This window comes from Shewanella oncorhynchi, assembly GCF_012584455.1.
Lineage (GTDB): Bacteria > Pseudomonadota > Gammaproteobacteria > Enterobacterales > Shewanellaceae > Shewanella > Shewanella oncorhynchi.
The window spans coordinates 176462-192884 of record NZ_JABAEB010000009.1; the positions used below are offsets into that span (position 1 = coordinate 176462).

Consider the following 16423-nt stretch of genomic DNA (forward strand, 5'->3'; position numbering starts at 1 on the left):
CTTAACCTCTTTTACTCGCCCACCACTGTAGGCTATTAATTAATAACAATAAGAGGAAAGCTGCTGCGAGCATGACCACGCCGATAGCCGCAGCGCCGTTATAGTCATATTGCTCAGCTTTGGACACTATCAGTAGCGGAGTAATTTCGGTGCGATAGGGCAAATTGCCCGAGATAAAAATGACGGAACCATATTCGCCTACTGCACGTGCAAAGGCTAAGGCGTAACCCGTTAATAATGCAGGCAATACCGCAGGTAGGATCACTCTTCTTATGGTGGTTAATCGATTAGCACCGAGGGATGCTGATGCTTCTTCAAGTTCCTTTGAAAAGTCTGCTAAAACCGGTTGCACTGTTCGCACGACAAAGGGCAATCCAATGTAAGTTAAGGCGATCACAACACCAATTTGACTGTAGGCGACTTTAATGCCCCATAAATGTAAATATTGACCTACCCACCCGGTCGTTGAATAAAGCGTTACGAGCGCGATACCTGCGACAGCCGTCGGTAAGGCAAAAGGCAGATCGACTAAAGCATCGACGACTTTTTTACCAAAAAATTGATAACGTACTAACACCCAAGCGACGAGAGTCCCAAAAATGGCATTAATGCTGGCGCCAATAAAAGACGCCGTAAATGACAGCTTGTATGAGGCTACAACCTGAGGATGACTAATTGCGACCCAAAAGTCAGCCCAACTCATTTGCAGCGTAAACAGAACTAATCCGGCTACAGGAATAAGAAATAGCAAACTTAAATATAAAACTGAGAAGCCTAAGGTAATACCAAATCCAGGTAGCACAGATTTTATGACAACCTTGCTCATATCATTATTCCGTCGCGAGATAAGTGAAACCAATGGGCGGTTTCGTATTAATGAAACCGCGTAAAAGATTACTTGCTAATCTTGGTTAAAATAGAATCGAATTGACCACCATCATTAAAATGAGTTTTTTGTGCTTTGTTCCAGCCACCAAAAACCTCATCAATGGTAAAGAGCTTCAGTTGTGGAAACTTGTCTTTGTATTGCAACGCAATGTCTGGGTTTGTCGGGCGATAAAAGTGTTTTGCAGCTAGGTGTTGTGCTTCATCAGTATAGAGATGTGCTAGGTAAGCTTCTGCTAACTTACGTGTCCCTTTGAGATCGACATTTTTATCTACCACTGTCACTGGTGGCTCGGCAAGAATGCTGACACTTGGAACAATGATTTCAAATTCACCTTTTCCTAACTGCTCAACAGATAATATGGCTTCATTTTCCCAAGCGATGAACACATCGCCAATTTTTCGCTGTACAAAGGTATTGGTTGCGCCACGGGCGCCTGAGTCCAGCACAGGTACGTTTTTATAAATCTGAGTGACAAACTCTAACGCTTTTTCTTCTGAGCCGTATTGCTTCAGTGCATAACCCCAAGCGGCGAGATAGTTCCAGCGCGCCCCACCTGAAGTCTTAGGATTTGGGGTAATGACTTCGACACCTTCACGAACTAAGTCATTCCAGTCATGGATGTTTTTTGGATTTCCCTTGCGAACCAATAGCACTATGGTTGAGGTATAGGGCGAGCTATTGTGTGGTAGGCGACTTTGCCAATTTTCAGGAATTAAATCCGCTTTTTGCCTTAATGCATCAACGTCATAGGCCAGTGCCAGAGTGACAACATCCGCTTCTAATCCATCGATAACTGAGCGAGCTTGCGAGCCTGAACCACCGTGAGATTGACGTATGGTTGGGGCTTTATGGCCTTGTTTTTGCCAGTATTGGCTGAAGATTTGGTTATATTCCCGATAGAATTCACGGGTTGGATCATAGGAAACATTCAATAGCGTATCTTCAGCGAGTGCGAGAAAACTAGTAGAGGCCAAAACTAAAGTGAGTGTTGCTTTTTGTAGGTGAGATAAAATATTCATACCGAAATCCTCATATTATTTAATAAGGCTTCCGGTTGACCGGTCAGCGATGTGGTCTAACTGTGTTGATTGGGTGGTAAATTTCGTTTTTATTTTGACGGCGTAACTTGGTCTAAACGAATTTTTTCTTTCTTTTCTAATTGCACTAATTTCCCATGGTGAAAGGTTAATTCCACTGTCCCAAACTCAATTCTACCCAGTAGTTTTTCTAAACTATTGACGAGCACGGGAATCACGGTCTGTAGATCTTCTTTGGTTGCCATATAAGTCCTCATGTAAGTGGTTTTTGACAACGTAATTGGAATTATAATCAAATATTGATAACTAAAAAGTTACATTTTGCGATTTGATATTCTTTTATGTAATAAGTGTGTCTTTTGTGTGTTTGAGTTTGTGAGATCGTTAGACAGGCTCTGAGTTGCACTTTCTATTTGATAGATAAGATTACCAATCAGCACATCAATGAGGGGCCACTGTCCATGTCCGGAATCGACATTAATGTGGCCACTCAACCCTAAGTTGATTGTTGGGAATCCAAATTTTTTTGCCAGTTTTGTAGCTTGATTAAAGGGCATCCAAGGATCGTTTTCACTAGCAATGACAAGCCCTGTGACACCTAAGGGATGTTTTGGCAACAAGTGTTTGATCGTTTGAGTGCCATCGTGTTCAGGCAGAATGTGTCCATTCTCAGAAAATCGTGCTGGTGATGCTGGCGCGACTAAAATAGCTGCTGCTACCCGCTGTGGATGATGAGCGATGGCAAGGCTTGTCGCTAAACAGCCAAAACTGTGGGCGAGGATGAGGATTTCACCTTCGATTTGATCGATTGCGCGGCAAATGGCATTGGCCCAGATATGAATCTTAGGCTCCAATAGTGGTAAGTCATTGACCCATATAGCTGATTCATATTTTTTTGCAATCCAACTTTGCCAATGTAAAGGGCCGCTACCACCAAACCCTGGCACAATTAATAAGGTTGCCATATTTCATCCTCCAAGATGTGAGTTGATAAGAGAGCCAAATGACGACCGGATGAAGCCAGTTTGACTCGCACTCTGACTATATCTACAAATTTGGTTATTAAAATTGTTATTTGTAGTTCATTTTGGAATATTAGATATATTTAGGATCTTAACTCTGGAGGAAGTTGCCTTTGTGAGGTGATGTTACAGATAAATAATCCATAAAAATGCCCAGTAAGAGGGTGAGTCTTCTGGGCACTCGTTTTCAGTTTATATCTTGCTATTCCCTATGACGGCGTTCTTGACTTTGAGTTGATCGACCTTGGTTATGTTCTACCGAGCGAGCGGTTTGCACATTTTGGCGTGGCTCACTTTGTCTCACTCTCACTTCTTCGCGTTGTCTAGGCGCCGCTTGTCTTGATTGTTCAATCCGTTGTGGCTCTGTACGTCTTGTTTCAGGCCGTGGCGTTTCAACTCTTGGGGTCATAGTTCTTGGTTTTTCTTGCCTTTGTGACTGTGCCCTTTGTTGATCGACATTACGCGGCTGTGACTCCCGAGTTTGGTATTGCCTTTGCTGAGGCTCCTTTGATGACATTGGCTTTGACTGCACGGGTCTTGATTGCATGTCATTACGCTCCTTGTGGGTTGGTGTTTGTACCATAGGGGCGGAGCGACGCTCCTTTAACTCGGCTTGTGTTTTCTGATAACTCGGCGTGCGGTTATCACGTTCACGGCTGACGTTGTGATAGTCTTTATTATCACGACTTTTATTGCCCTGATTACTCATATTACCCAGATTACTATGGGTATCTTGGCGTTCTTTAGACTTCGAATATTGGCTATTGAAGTGCTGTTTACTGCCGCTGGAGTGTGAATCTCTGCCGCGATATTTATCATCATGGTAATAGCGTTGTTTCACCACTGGATTGTGATAACTCACACCGCGTCTATGTTCGGGTTTATGTTTCCAAGGTTGTGCGCCATGGCTAACACTGTATCTTTCCCGTGGGCGATATCGGTGTGAATGGCGATAGTCGATCACCACCACTTTATGGTTGTGCCAGTGGAACGAACTGAAGAAGTAGTTAAAGGAAATATGGATGCCCGGTGACCAGTAGAAATGGTTATGACTCGGACGATAGGGATAGCCAGCATAGCCGCCAAATTCCCAATATACGGGTGGATAAGCCACTCCCCAACGCCATGTGCCGTAAACCACGCGTGGATCGTAATAGGGGACGTAGACGATTTCTCGCTTAGCGGGTTCTATGATGATCTGATTGTTGGCGCGGGTAATTGCCATGTTATCCATGTCCGCTAAGCTATTCGCTTTATCAGCCTGTTGTCTTAGGGACTGAATGCTGTTCATCACTTGGCCTTCATCTTCTAAGAAGGCTTCACCGAGTCTTTGAGTCCATTCGAGATCTTCACTCATTTTTTGCAGCAGAGTCGGGAAGGCCAGCAAGGCTTTGACGCTCGGGTCCCAGTCCTGATCTTCGGCTTGCGACATAATTTGGTCGATCGATGATTTGGGGCGTTGGGTTAACCAACGCTGCGCCTGCACTAATTCGAGTGGATAAGTTGAAGCGATAAGTATGTGGGTCAGTAAGCTATCGGGATACAGGGCAATAGGCGCCAGCATTTGTTCGAGTTCGGCTTGGCTTGCCGCTGTACTCGAGCCATGGCTCGCAGATATGCCCGCAGCCTGTGCTGTGGTAGTGAAAGGCAAGGCCACTAATGCCGCCGTTAACACTAGCCAATTCCATCGATGTAGTCTGTTCATGGTTTGCTCCAATAATCCTGTTCGAGGATGTTATGGGCATATTAGGCGTGTGAATATGAACATAAGCTGAAAGTGTTTTGCGGTTAAATATTTATTTATAGCCAAGTTTTAAGAGAAGTAATAAATCTATCGCATTGAAAATAAAGACTTAAACTGAGTGTGCAAAGCTGATGCTAAATTTGGCACCACCTAAGGTTTCTGAACGAGAGACAGAAATTCTGCCGTTATAGCTGTCGACTAAATCGCGCACGATAGCAAGCCCAATACCATTACCTTGAAGGTAGGAGTCTGCGCGAATACCACGTTCAAAGATTTGATTTTGCAGGGCTTCACTGATCCCTGGGCCATCATCTTCGATACAGATTAGCAGTTGATAGGCATCGCCTGTGACCGTTAATGTCACCGTAGACTTCGCGGCTTTACAGGCGTTGTCGAGTAAATTGCCTAGAATTTCAGTCAGATCTGCTTCATCCCCCTTGAATACTGCGTGTTCTACCATCTCGCCGCTGAGATTGATTTGTGGCTCTCGATAAATTTTAGCTAACGTGCGTAATAACTTAGCGGCGACTTCATCGACACGAATACCTAAATGCCACGAGGCCGCCGCTGCGGTTTGGGCGCGTTTTAGCTGGTGGCCAATGATCCGGCTGATCACTGATACTTGCTCACTGGAGGATTCGCTTAAGTCGGCCTGACTCTTGATTACCGCCAGTGGTGTTTTGAGGCTATGGGCTAGGTCTGCCAAGGCATTACGATAGCGTTTTCGTTGGGTTTGTTCGGTATTGAGCAAAATATTAAGCTGCCGAGCAACCGCTTGTAATTCAGTGGGATACTGGCTACTTAGCTGCATCGACTTACCTTGCTCGACGGAATGTAACTCTTGGGTAAAGCGTGCTAAAGGTCGCAACGTCCACAGTAACCAACTTAATTGAAACACGAGCATGACGAACATTAAGATCAGCAGCCAAGTCCAAAGCTGTTGATTAAACTGATCAATTTGCTGCTGAAATTCTTGCTCGTCTTTAATGATGTGGATTGTCACTGGCACGTTTTGATTTTGGCTGGCAAAACTGACACTAAAGCTATAAATCAAATGGAGTTGATCGGCGAGCTCGATTTGCTCAAATGCGCTTTGACCCGTGGCTGGGATGGTAAAATGTGGCGGTGGCGTAATCCCCATAAAAGATTGCGAATGCCACACTATATCTTGTTTGCCGCTGGCGTCTTCAGTGGTTGCAATGGCATACAGCCCTGATTGAATGAGGTTAAAACGATTCTCTAACACTAACTCTGGGATGGAGATTTGTTTGTTTTCGACTTCAGTCACCGCGAGAATCGAATAGACATAGGCACTGAGTTCATTCTTGGTTGCGCTTTTAACTTGTTCAGTAAAGGCATCGTTTAAGGCAACGCCGATCAAGGGTAATAACACTAAGATAAATAATAGCGCGCTGGCAACTAAGCGTGCTTTTAGGGAGTTCAACACTTGCCACGCCATGGCGCGTTTACTCATCGGTTGCTTGCCCAGACGTTAACGCTTTTAGGCGATAACCTTGGCCGCGCAGAGTTTCAATTAAGTTGTATTGATTATCTGGGTCGAGTTTTTTGCGTAACCGGCGGATAAAGACTTCGATGACGTTAGAATCTAAATCAAAATCCTGATCGTAAATATGCTCTGTGAGTACAGTTTTTGATTTGACTTCGCCTTGATGCAACATAAAAAATTCGAATAGCTTGTATTCAGAACCACTGAGATTAACCAGTTCTTCGCCTTTACGTACTTCTAGACTGCTGGTGTTAAGGCTAAAGGGGCCGTTGTAGATCAGGGGGCTGGCCTTACCGGCGGAGCGACGGATCAGGGCTTTTAGTCGTGCGATGAGTTCTTGGGGATGGAAAGGTTTCGTCAGATAGTCGTCGGCACCGGCATCGAGTCCTTCAACCTTATCTTGCCAACTGTCCCTTGCGGTTAAAATCAGGATAGGAAAGTCGCGTTTTTGTTCACGCACGCTACGGATCAAGGCGATACCATCGAGTTTAGGTAAACCTACATCGATAATTGCTGCATCATAGTTGTATTCGAGCGCTTGAAATAAGCCTTCTTCACCATCACTCGCCACATCGATACTGTAATGGGCATCGAGGAGATGTTGCTTTAAGTTAGTCTGTAGTTCTATATCATCTTCAACTAGTAACAATCGCATCGTTAGTTCCTCGAGACTCGGCCCGTTGCGGCATCTACTGAAACAGAAAATACTTGGCCATCATTATTGAGGATTTTAATACGATATCCCGATCCGCTGGATTGTACGCTCAATACTTTGCCTTGAAATTGTCGTTGCGCCATTGCCACCGCTTGATCAGGGCTATTGACCGCTAGACGACGCTGCTCATTCTTCGCACCTTGGTTACGAGGCTGATTGCGATCATCATGTCTATCATTACCTGCTATGCAACCAAAGGAGGCTGATAAGCAAGTGATTAGGGCCAAGGTCAAACCAAGTTTCATATCGGGTACCCGCAATGTTCAGCGATCTTAAGTTAATGAGTGAGATGGATAACTTATCGAGTCGACTAAGAATACCTCATCACCTTAACAAACACATAGAGATCAGCCAATTGGTTGGCACAATTCCTTCAAAATTAACTCTGGCAGTTATTTTGTTATTCGTGACAGAACTGAAGTTCTGTTGGCGAGTCTATCTCTATGCTCGCGCTTGTATCGTTTAAGTTTTGTGAGTGTTACCCATTCCAGATGAACTCGGGCTGAACGTATCTTCTGGCTGAGAACAGTGGGCGTTGATGTTCAGCTTATGTTCACCTTCATTGCACTTTAATAGCTCCAATTTGAACGGGTTATCCATAGGATATTCAAGATGAACACACTCAATAAGCAAGATATGGCAGCCACAGTTAATGTTAAGCTGTTTATGGCAACGGCTATTGCAGCTCTGTTTTTAGCGTCCCTTGCCGCTAGCGCTCAGCCCCGCGAACTGGAGTCATCGCAAAGCTTAACGCCATTTACTGCAGCCAGCGTTGGTATTGCCAAAAAAGCAGAAAATAGCGAGCAAGCTGCTGAGCAGGAACAACAAGCTTTAGCTTTGTTACAACAAGCTTTAGCTTTGTTACAACAAGCCGCGCCCGCAAAAAATGTCACTGAAGTCGCCGCTGCAGCCGTTAAATCGTTGGCGCCAGCCTTATCATCCAAAGCGCCGACGACAAACCGAGTGCAACTTATGGGCGCCTCGCCGATGACGCGTGAGCAAGTAACAGCGAAACATGCGAGCCAAGGGATTCCGAGTTCGAGTGCGACCAGTGAAGATCCCTACCGCGCACCTGTGTATCACAGCTTTTCGATTTTTGATGCCAGCAGTCGTTTGTTTGAAGACTTTGACTACGATGGGTTTTATCAAACGTTTAGCGTGACCTTCGATGTTGATGTCAATGGTGCATATCTTAATGAAAGAGCTGATTTATTTGCCGAGCTTTATCTCAGTCGTGATGGTGGCCCTTGGGTGCATTACTACACCACAGACGTATTTACCATTTACGGCGATTCGACACAGGACGATTACGAAGTGTTGACCACGCTCTACACAGGTTATGCGACGGATCACTATGATGTGTTGATTGATGTGTATGAAGTGGGTTACAGCGATATTGTTGCGACCATTAGCGCCGATGAGACCGATAGTTTGTATGCGCTGCCATTGGAGAGTAGCGATCGAGACAGAGAGCCCGACATTATCGTTGTTGAGGAAAGTGGCGGCGCCTTCTCAGTATTAGGTTTGTTATGTCTTAGTTTGTGTGCGGGGCTGCGGTTGAATCGAACTCGAGTCTAATCGCCCTTATTTCTCTCGGTGTTTATCTGCGGTAAATAGGGCTAGTATGGATGAGTTATTTTAACTAAATGGAGAAAGACATGATTGCTCAAGGTCAAACATTACCCGCGGCCACATTAGGTCAACTGACTAAAGATGGCATGGTGAATCACCAAGTTACCGAATTGTTCGCGGGTAAAAAAGTCGTATTGTTTGCAGTGCCAGGTGCTTTTACTCCAACGTGTTCTGAAGCGCATTTACCTGGCTATGTGGTATTAGCCGATCAATTTAAAGCGAAAGGCGTGGATTTGATTGCCTGTGTTGCTGTGAACGATGCCTTTGTTATGAAAGCGTGGGGCGAAGCCCAAAATGCCTCTGAATTAATGATGTTAGCCGATGGCGATGCCAGCTTTACTAAAGCCTTAGGTTTAGAGATGGATACTGCCAGTTTTGGTGGCGTGCGTTCACAACGTTACGCCATGATCATCGATAATGGTGTAGTGACTCTACTGAATGTAGAAGAGCCAAAGGTTTTTGAAGCCAGTAAAGCTGAAGTTGTTTTGGCTGCTATCTAAGCGTATTTAAGACATGAAGTTTGGATGTGACCAAAGCCAGCCATTCATTGGCTGGCTTTAACTAAATCAATTTATTGTACGATTTGAATGTTGTCTGCATCTATGGTCACTTCAGACCAATCTTTATCCACTTCACCACGAATAATGACCTGAGTTTCAGGTGTTACTGTGTTGCCGCGCCATAAATCATCATCAATTTCGACCTTAATATCACCCGTAGCGTCACGGAAAATATAATCATCGTGTCCAATGGAAGAAATGATATGGCCCGTTAACTCAATTTGGGCGTCATCACTGGCATTGAGCGCGCTTACCACATCATGAATCACTTGTCTTGCGCTCGGCCCTTGGAAGCCACCCTGTATTTGAGGTTCACCCGTTGTAGGTTGAAAGCCTGCTTGGCTGGTCATAGTCGTGAATGAAAGTGCCATTGCGAAAACGGTAAGAGTCATTTTATTCATCTGTTTGTCCTTTCTATGGTTTTATGTAACTCAGCCTCAATGGCTATTACAGTGTTGCGAGCATAGTGCCAAGACAAGCGTGAAGCGGTTGTGAAGATTGGGTTTGCAACTCAGAATTTGCTAAAACGAGGTCATTTATCCAAGCTAACTTCAGTTAATGGGCATTATCTATAAACTGAACATAAGCCTGATAGCTAGCACCATCGTTTTGGGTTGAAAATGCCCAGCCCATTCGCTCGCAAATACGTTCAATAATAATTAATCCGCAGCCATAGCCTGATGTATCAGTACTTTGAGTGCTTAGTGGATTCAGTATCCATAATTGGTTGCTTTGCATCGTAATTTCAATGTTTCCGGCACTGTAATTGAAAGCATTTTTAATTAAATTACCTATCACTATGTCAATAAAGCTCAGTGGCGCCTTGATGCTCAAGCAATCTTTAAGCGTTAAGCTGTAGGTGATTTCTTGCTTGGCAAAGTGCTGCGCCAATTCAGCTAAAATGTGTTCAAGGCGTGGTGCTAAATCAATTTGGCTGTAGTGCTGGGATTCAATGTCTTCTTTTCCGAGAAGTAAAAAGGCCTCGGTGAGCGTTTTCATTTGATGCCCTGCGTAATCAATACGTGTAATGGCTTTTTTGACCATTAATTGTTGAGCCTCGGTTGTCGCATTGGGGATTTTTTTGAGCAATTCTACCGAACCTTGGATCACCATAATGGGCGTGCGTAGTTCATGGGAGGCAAAACGGCTAAATTCTTGTTCCCGAGTGAAGTAGGCGGCAATTTTAGCTTTGTTGCTTAATAGGGTTTGCTCAATCTGGCGGGTTTCACGGTATGAAGTACTCGGTGTTGATGTTGGTCTTTTTGGTGATAGTTGATTGATTTTATTTTCAATCTCAGCAAGTGGACTGGATAGCAGACGTACAAAATACAATCCATACGCCATGATAAACAGGAGCAAACCGATCCCCATAATAGAGATCAAAATGTGCATTCTATCTTCATAGCTATCAAGGAAATCGTCCGCGTCATCCTTATAAACCACATACAACAGCCCTTGCCCAGAAGGATGAGCGGATATTAAAAAGTGTTTATCTTCGTCACCCAGTTGATGTTCGTAAAATCCGGTATTTTGATAAGGTTGCAGCCAAGCTGGTACAAACTCTTTGCTCCAATATGTTTTCAATTCATTGATATCGGGGAGCTGTGCTTTATCACCAAACCTTTGATAATTCTTTAGATATTCGCGAGTCTCTGTGGCCAGCGTTTGCTCGAGGCTAATCTTCTCAATTTGTTCTTCGGCGATATAAATGAGGCTCCAAAAAATGGCAAACATCAAGCTAGTTAATACTAAAAAAGTGAGGCGGATTTTTTTATATAAACTCGGAAAATACTCAGGGGATAAGTCGGTAACCTTGGCCATGGATAGTCTCTAATTTTGAGTCTGAAAAACCTTTATCGAGTGCACTGCGTAAGCTGTATATGTGGCTGCGAAGTGAATCACTCGAAGGTGCATCATCTCCCCATACTGTATCTACCAATTGCTCTTTACTCACGATAGCGGGCGCATGTTTTAGTAACAGTGAGAGAATGGTGCGCTGAATTTTACTGAGCTTAATTTCTTTACCAGCACGGGTAACTTGATGGGTTTGCAAATTTAAACTGATATCACTGAAGCGCAAAATACCCACATCTAAACGTGGGCCACGATTATGCAGTGAATGTAGTCGTAAGCATAATTCTTCCATCGCGAAAGGTTTATTTAAAAAATCATCCCCACCTGATGTAAAAGAATCAATTTTATCCTGCAGACTATCTTTGGCGGTTAAAAATATAATCGGTGTATTACAATAAATTTCTTCACGCAGTTTTTTGACCGTATTAATACCGTCTAATTTGGGCATCATAATATCCATTATGATGACATCGTAATGGTTTTGTTGAATTAAATTGATTGCACTTTCCCCGTGATATGCACAGTCGGCAATAATACCCTCTAGGGTTAAATAATCCATGATTGTTTCAATAACATCATGATTATCATCAACAATTAATACTTTCATAGGTTAATTCATTTCTTCACATTTGCTTGACGATCTTCATACTAAGATGCCCAGCACTGATTTAACAAGACATAATAGGGAAGAAAATGAATAAACTCTTAGTCTGTATTACGGCCATTTTGCTGGCAGGTTGCGGTGGTAATGATTCATCAACAGATACCTCTAAACCCGATCCTATCGTTCCACAACCCACGTTACCCGCAAAAATTAACGGTACAGTAACAAATATTGCTTCTGACAATAATTCGATAACGGTCAACGGATATAACGTAAATATCGCTAATGCTAAGATTCACTATGGTCAACAGCCGTTAGAGGTTAATGCCATTCAAATGGGGATGAGGGTCAAAATTGATAATGAAGGCCAACAGGCTAAAAATGTCATATTAGATCCAAGCCTCGTGGGTGAAATCAGTTCCGTTAATCAAAATACTATTGCCGTTAATGGGATTAATTTAGTCGTTAAACCAGCGGACGCGACCCAGTATAAAGTAGGCGATTGGGTGGCGGTAAATGGTTATCCAACCGTAATGGGAGAATGGCAGGTTAATTCTATAAACCTTATCCCCAATTTTGCGTTTGCTGAAATAGAGGGACGTGTCTCTGGATTAAACAAGGCCACGCAACAATTCAATATCGGTTCGGCAGTGATTAATTATGCCACCGCACGTTTAGAAGGCAGCTTACAGGAAGGCGCATGGGTTGAAGTGGAAGGCCAGCAAAGTGGTGCTTCATTTTTGGCCTCTGAAGTCGAGGTGGAAGATACGGCGTCTTTTAATGATATGGAGCTAGAAGGGACTATTACTTGGGTCAACCAAGATAAAACGCAGTTTGAGCTTAATGCCCGTACTCGACTCTATGTCACTACAAATACTCAATTTGAAGATGGCAAGCAAGCTAACTTGGTTGAAGGCAAGTTAGTCGATGTAGATATTCAATCTATGCCGCAGGGTTTATGGGCCAGAGAAGTTGAATTTGAAACATCACATGATAATGGTGGAATACCTCCAACCTTAGGTAAAAAGTTCGAGCTAGAAGGTCTGGCGACACTGACCACCAATAATCAGCTACAAATTAATGGATTTACATTTGATATTGATGCCAGAACTCAATTCGATGACGGTTTAACCTTAGCGACACTTGACCAAAAATGGATTCAAATAGAAGGTGTTGAACTCGCAGACAACCAGTGGTTAGTGAAAGAAGTTGATCTTGAAGTGCGAAGCAATGAGCTTGATTTGTCGGGTTTAGTGATGCAAAAGACCTTGTGGGGCTATCAAGCGACTGATGCTTCATTAACGCCATTTGAAGGCAAATGGGTTGATGTCGAATGTCAGTTCGATGGCTCTAATATCCACAATTGTCGAATCGACGATTAAACACAAATAGAGAAATTAAGTGAATAAACGTGCGGTTTTAGGCCGCACGGTTTATTTGGCTTTGCCCAATCCCCAAGCTGGTTTCAATATCTTCTACACTCTGCTGTACTTCTTGGGCGATGACCTCACTCTGCTGTGAACTGGTTTGCGCTTGTTCTTTTAAACTATCCATAGTGCGAACAAATTCATCGAGATAATCGACTTGCTCTTTGGCATTTAGCGAGCCTTGTTTGGCGGTATTAGCCATTTCACTTGCTTGGTTTTGTACTGTTTGCGCCACTTGCCACAGGCTTTGAGCACGCAGTTTCTGGCTGCTGGTGGCCTGTGCTATGCCATTGACACTCTCACTGAGAGCATGATTTGATTGGGTAAGTTGTTGCAGAATTTTCACGATCTCATTCAAAGACACTTGGGTGCGTTGGCTTAAATTACGCACTTCATCGGCCACCACGGCAAAGCCGCGACCTTGCTCGCCAGCCCGCGCAGCTTCGATGGCAGCATTAAGGGCGAGTAAGTTAGTTTGCTCGGCAATATTGCCAATCACATCAATGATTTTCGATACATCCGTCACTGAGTTATTTAGGCTTTCAAGGGACGAATGGCACAGACCGACCGCGGTTTGTGTTTGCTCGGTCGCGCTCAATACCGCCTCGGCTTGTGCTTGACTCGACTGCATTTGGCGCATGGTTTCGGCGGCGCTGTCTTCCACAAGTGCCGAAGTGTGGCTCACCTCATTGGCGAGGCTGCGGATATGCTCGGTCTGTGTTTGCGTATCGGCCACAATCGTTTGGGTGTGCTCTGTGTGTTGTGATAGCTGAGTAATGCGTGCCACCAGTTGGCTTAATGATTGAGAAACCTTAGTGATTTGCTGGCGCTGTGCCTCGTCTTCCTGTTCAAACCTGTGTAGTAACTGGTTGAAATGACCTGCTATTTGGCCCGTCTCGCAGCGACGATTAATGTCTAAACGCTCGCGGCTGTTCGATTCGCTTAATTTCATAAAAGCTTGGTTGAGACGTTTTAGCGGTTTGACGACGCGATTTTGCTGCAGGATTAAATAACCAATCGCAAACAAGGCCATGATGGAAACCATAGTGTAGAGGATTAGCTGTAACTCATATTTCAGCTGTTGGTTCTTTGCTGTCTGGGCCTCACCTAAGCCAATAAGCTGTTGTTCCACATTGCTAATCGCTTGAATGAGTTGATCTTGCATCTCTTGGTTTGTTTGCAGTAATTGGTGGGTATTGGCGACTTCTTTGTTATATCGATTGGCGAGACTCAGCAGTTCACTGCGGTCACTCTCGCCGATTTCAATTTGTTCCGGTTCGCTGGCACCGAGGGCAAATTCATCTGCTTCTTGCTGTTCATATACGCCGATTAACGGCAGTGCGCTGAGGGAGTCGTGCCACGTATTTAGCTCTTTGCTGGTGCTGTCTAAAATACCCTTGAGCTGCTGATTTTTACCGATCAGATAACCATCGGTCAGTTGGGAAAGTTGGTAGACGATAGAAGGTAAATCGCGGCTCAATTGCAGATATTGTTCGGCGACCGCCGCATTTGTGGCTAAGCCTTTATCGGCATAACTGCCCAGACGACGGTTATAGTCGAGCATTTCAGATTCGGCGTGGGCGAGCAGTTGCCTAGGGTTGCCAGCGAGTTTACCCGCGGCGCGGTACTTGGTATCTAAATCTTGAATGAAGTTGCTTAGGCTGGCTTGCAAGTCATTGTCGGTAGCGCTCATGGCTGCGAGGTTAAGCTGCGTGAGCTGGTTCTTAATGGTGCTGAGTTTGGTTTTCGCTTGTTCAAGTTGGCTAGCGTTGCCACTGGCTAAATAGCCATCGAGATCGCGGCGTACACCGACGAGAAAATCCTGCTGAATAGCTTGTAATGTCAGTGTTTGCTGCTCAATTTGTTGCCGCTGATCACTGCTCCACAGCACTACGGCTGCTAGCAATCCCGCGAGCAATAACAACAGGGCAGAAGCAGAAAGCGACAGTGTTGAAATTTTCATTTTGCAATCTTCATAATGGTCAGAGCCAGTAACTGTGCTGAGTTTATGAATTTAAGGTGACATTAATATGACAAGTGCTCACTTGGATGTCAGCGTTGTCATTTGATTTGCAAATATGTGATCTCGCGTTATTCCAGCGGCAGCCACACTTGGGCTTTTAAACCGCCTTCGGCGCGGTTGGAGAGGGTAATTTGCCCTTGGTGCCTATCGATAATCCGTTTGATAATGGCGAGGCCTAGGCCAGAACCAACACTACCACGGGCGATATCACCTTGGGTAAATGGTTGAAATAATTTGGTAATTTGCGACTCGTCGATCCCAGGGCCGTTATCTTCAACGCTAAAACCGATACGTTTACCATCGAACTGTGAGCTAATGCGGATCCAGCCTGAACCATAGCGAAAGGCATTTTCGACTAAATTACTCAGTACCCGTTTAATGGCAATCGCTTGGAATTGGGCTTCGGGGCAGTCAGTTAACACCACTTCTATTTCACCGACGCGATTGGCTTCTGCTTGAGCGACATCTTGAATGAGTTTATTGATTTGACCTAGCTCACGGCTGGTTTCCTGATCTTGGCGAATATACGCAATAAACTGGCTAATGATGGCGTCCATATCTTCGATATCGTTGACTATGCCATCTTTAAGATATTGATCTTCCTCAACCATCATCTCTGAGGCGAGGCGAATACGGGTGAGTGGCGTGCGCAAGTCGTGGGAGATCCCCGCCATCAATAGCGCTCTGTCCTGCTCCAGTTGCTTCATGCTGTGTGCCATCTGGTTGAAAGCATTGGTAACTTCGACAATTTCACTCGAACCTTTTAGCGGCAAGGGGTCGGGAAATTCACCGCGGGAGACTGAAATCGCGGCTTTTTGTAGTCGCCTAAGTGGGCGGTTTTGCTGGCGAGCAAACCACCATCCCCCAGCGACACTGAGTGCGCCAATCACCATTAAATAAAGGGTGAGTGGCGAAAGATCTGAAACATTTTGGCCGATAAGTGGCACTTTTATCCAAATCGAGGGCGCCTGTGGTGGACGGATCCAAATTTGTAATACGCTGCCATGGGTGACGCGGACTTCGGCATCGCCACCAAGATATTCCGACATCTGCGATGACCAGAAACCATAGTAAGTGGCTTGCTCAATCCCCGCTTCATGGGCTTGCTGTTGATTGTAGATTTTCATGCCATCGTCGTGGACTTTGGCATTAAGGGCATCGACTATGGTTAAGTGTTCGCGGCCAATATCTATGCCGTCGACAAACAGTAATTTGACTTGGCGAGCGATTAACTGATTGATTTGTTGGTAACTTGGCTTAAGTACATAGACGGCGACCGTGACGTAAGACACCAGCTGATTGATCAGTAATAGGCAACCAATCAGCATCACGGTTTGACTAAATGCGCTGCGAGGAACAAACCGCCACCAAAACTTAGGTTTCATCGTGGGCTCAATAACCGCAGGAGA

General features: G+C 44.7%; 16 protein-coding genes. 3 read left to right on the top strand and 13 right to left on the bottom strand.

Translation table 11 applies throughout. The annotated features are described in order from the left end of the window. Position 1: 1 nt before the first annotated feature. The 8 genes from cysT to HGO26_RS15535 form a co-directional block, all read right to left on the bottom strand. A complete protein-coding gene (gene cysT / locus HGO26_RS15500; protein WP_011790693.1) occupies positions 2–826 on the bottom strand; it encodes a sulfate ABC transporter permease subunit CysT in 825 nt (274 codons plus the stop codon). Between the two features lie 68 nt (positions 827–894). Further along, the gene (locus HGO26_RS15505; RefSeq protein ID WP_168826301.1) at positions 895–1908 is read right to left on the bottom strand and encodes a sulfate ABC transporter substrate-binding protein; all 1014 of its coding nucleotides are present in this window, start codon (positions 1906–1908) and stop codon (positions 895–897) included. Positions 1909–1997: 89 nt separating this feature from the next. Next, positions 1998–2171: a YezD family protein gene (locus HGO26_RS15510; protein ID WP_105250676.1), complete on the bottom strand. Its 174-nt coding sequence runs from the start codon at positions 2169–2171 to the stop codon at positions 1998–2000. A 69-nt stretch (positions 2172–2240) separates the two neighbouring features. Continuing rightward, positions 2241–2891, bottom strand: coding sequence for an alpha/beta hydrolase (locus HGO26_RS15515; RefSeq protein ID WP_168826303.1), 651 nt, complete (start codon positions 2889–2891; stop codon positions 2241–2243). 259 nt (positions 2892–3150) lie between these two features. Further along, positions 3151–4653: a DUF3300 domain-containing protein gene (locus tag HGO26_RS15520; RefSeq protein WP_168826305.1), complete on the bottom strand. Its 1503-nt coding sequence runs from the start codon at positions 4651–4653 to the stop codon at positions 3151–3153. Positions 4654–4801: 148 nt separating this feature from the next. Beyond that, complete coding sequence (locus tag HGO26_RS15525; protein ID WP_168826307.1) at positions 4802–6166, bottom strand: ATP-binding protein; 1365 nt, start codon at positions 6164–6166, stop codon at positions 4802–4804. Continuing rightward, complete coding sequence (locus tag HGO26_RS15530) at positions 6159–6854, bottom strand: response regulator transcription factor (protein ID WP_113940226.1); 696 nt, start codon at positions 6852–6854, stop codon at positions 6159–6161. Before HGO26_RS15530 ends, HGO26_RS15525 begins: the two co-directional genes overlap by 8 nt. Positions 6855–6856: 2 nt before the next feature. Continuing rightward, on the bottom strand, positions 6857–7159 hold the full coding sequence (locus tag HGO26_RS15535; protein WP_105250671.1) for a PepSY domain-containing protein: 303 nt from the start codon (positions 7157–7159) through the stop codon (positions 6857–6859). Between the two features lie 367 nt (positions 7160–7526). On the opposite strand from HGO26_RS15535, the gene HGO26_RS15540 reads away from it, so the two are divergent. Both HGO26_RS15540 and HGO26_RS15545 read left to right on the top strand, forming a co-directional pair. After that, positions 7527–8492 (top strand): choice-of-anchor H family protein, encoded by a 966-nt coding sequence (locus tag HGO26_RS15540; protein WP_168826309.1) that lies wholly within the window; start codon positions 7527–7529, stop codon positions 8490–8492. Positions 8493–8572: 80 nt separating this feature from the next. After that, positions 8573–9046: a peroxiredoxin gene (locus tag HGO26_RS15545; RefSeq protein WP_168826311.1), complete on the top strand. Its 474-nt coding sequence runs from the start codon at positions 8573–8575 to the stop codon at positions 9044–9046. A 71-nt stretch (positions 9047–9117) separates the two neighbouring features. On the opposite strand, the gene HGO26_RS15550 is transcribed toward HGO26_RS15545, so the two are convergent. The 3 genes from HGO26_RS15550 to HGO26_RS15560 all read right to left on the bottom strand — a co-directional run bounded on the left by HGO26_RS15550 (position 9118) and on the right by HGO26_RS15560 (position 11567). Then, positions 9118–9507, bottom strand: a complete 390-nt coding sequence (locus tag HGO26_RS15550; protein WP_105250668.1) for a YgiW/YdeI family stress tolerance OB fold protein — start codon at positions 9505–9507, stop codon at positions 9118–9120. Between the two features lie 154 nt (positions 9508–9661). Beyond that, the gene (locus tag HGO26_RS15555) at positions 9662–10927 is read right to left on the bottom strand and encodes a sensor histidine kinase (protein ID WP_168826313.1); all 1266 of its coding nucleotides are present in this window, start codon (positions 10925–10927) and stop codon (positions 9662–9664) included. Next, positions 10899–11567 carry a response regulator transcription factor gene (locus tag HGO26_RS15560; protein WP_131525518.1) on the bottom strand — a complete coding sequence of 223 codons (669 nt, stop codon included), beginning with the start codon at positions 11565–11567 and terminating at the stop codon, positions 10899–10901. Before HGO26_RS15560 ends, HGO26_RS15555 begins: the two co-directional genes overlap by 29 nt. 86 nt (positions 11568–11653) lie before the next feature. Between HGO26_RS15560 and HGO26_RS15565 the strand changes: the two genes are divergently transcribed. Next, the gene (locus HGO26_RS15565) at positions 11654–12946 is read left to right on the top strand and encodes a DUF5666 domain-containing protein (RefSeq protein WP_168826315.1); all 1293 of its coding nucleotides are present in this window, start codon (positions 11654–11656) and stop codon (positions 12944–12946) included. Between the two features lie 37 nt (positions 12947–12983). Here the strand turns inward: HGO26_RS15565 and HGO26_RS15570 are convergent, their stop codons facing one another. Both HGO26_RS15570 and envZ read right to left on the bottom strand, forming a co-directional pair. After that, positions 12984–14954, bottom strand: coding sequence for a methyl-accepting chemotaxis protein (locus HGO26_RS15570; RefSeq protein ID WP_168826317.1), 1971 nt, complete (start codon positions 14952–14954; stop codon positions 12984–12986). A 128-nt stretch (positions 14955–15082) separates the two neighbouring features. Continuing rightward, entirely contained in the window at positions 15083–16399 is a 1317-nt protein-coding gene (gene envZ, locus HGO26_RS15575; RefSeq protein ID WP_168826319.1) for a two-component system sensor histidine kinase EnvZ, read from the bottom strand. Between the last annotated feature and the right edge of the window lie 24 nt (positions 16400–16423).

Excerpts from the sequence above, each read along its gene's own strand:
- HGO26_RS15540 (WP_168826309.1), top strand. The coding sequence starts at position 7,527 with ATGAACACACTCAATAAGCAAGATATGGCAGCCACAGTTAATGTTAAG.
- cysT (WP_011790693.1), bottom strand. The coding sequence starts at position 826 with ATGAGCAAGGTTGTCATAAAATCTGTGCTACCTGGATTTGGTATTACC.
- HGO26_RS15570 (WP_168826317.1), bottom strand. The coding sequence starts at position 14,954 with ATGAAAATTTCAACACTGTCGCTTTCTGCTTCTGCCCTGTTGTTATTG.
- HGO26_RS15505 (WP_168826301.1), bottom strand. The coding sequence starts at position 1,908 with ATGAATATTTTATCTCACCTACAAAAAGCAACACTCACTTTAGTTTTG.
- HGO26_RS15535 (WP_105250671.1), bottom strand. The coding sequence starts at position 7,159 with ATGAAACTTGGTTTGACCTTGGCCCTAATCACTTGCTTATCAGCCTCC.
- HGO26_RS15520 (WP_168826305.1), bottom strand. The coding sequence starts at position 4,653 with ATGAACAGACTACATCGATGGAATTGGCTAGTGTTAACGGCGGCATTA.
- HGO26_RS15545 (WP_168826311.1), top strand. The coding sequence starts at position 8,573 with ATGATTGCTCAAGGTCAAACATTACCCGCGGCCACATTAGGTCAACTG.
- HGO26_RS15515 (WP_168826303.1), bottom strand. The coding sequence starts at position 2,891 with ATGGCAACCTTATTAATTGTGCCAGGGTTTGGTGGTAGCGGCCCTTTA.
- HGO26_RS15560 (WP_131525518.1), bottom strand. The coding sequence starts at position 11,567 with ATGAAAGTATTAATTGTTGATGATAATCATGATGTTATTGAAACAATC.
- envZ (WP_168826319.1), bottom strand. The coding sequence starts at position 16,399 with ATGAAACCTAAGTTTTGGTGGCGGTTTGTTCCTCGCAGCGCATTTAGT.
- HGO26_RS15510 (WP_105250676.1), bottom strand. The coding sequence starts at position 2,171 with ATGGCAACCAAAGAAGATCTACAGACCGTGATTCCCGTGCTCGTCAAT.
- HGO26_RS15565 (WP_168826315.1), top strand. The coding sequence starts at position 11,654 with ATGAATAAACTCTTAGTCTGTATTACGGCCATTTTGCTGGCAGGTTGC.
- HGO26_RS15525 (WP_168826307.1), bottom strand. The coding sequence starts at position 6,166 with ATGAGTAAACGCGCCATGGCGTGGCAAGTGTTGAACTCCCTAAAAGCA.
- HGO26_RS15550 (WP_105250668.1), bottom strand. The coding sequence starts at position 9,507 with ATGAATAAAATGACTCTTACCGTTTTCGCAATGGCACTTTCATTCACG.
- HGO26_RS15530 (WP_113940226.1), bottom strand. The coding sequence starts at position 6,854 with ATGCGATTGTTACTAGTTGAAGATGATATAGAACTACAGACTAACTTA.
- HGO26_RS15555 (WP_168826313.1), bottom strand. The coding sequence starts at position 10,927 with ATGGCCAAGGTTACCGACTTATCCCCTGAGTATTTTCCGAGTTTATAT.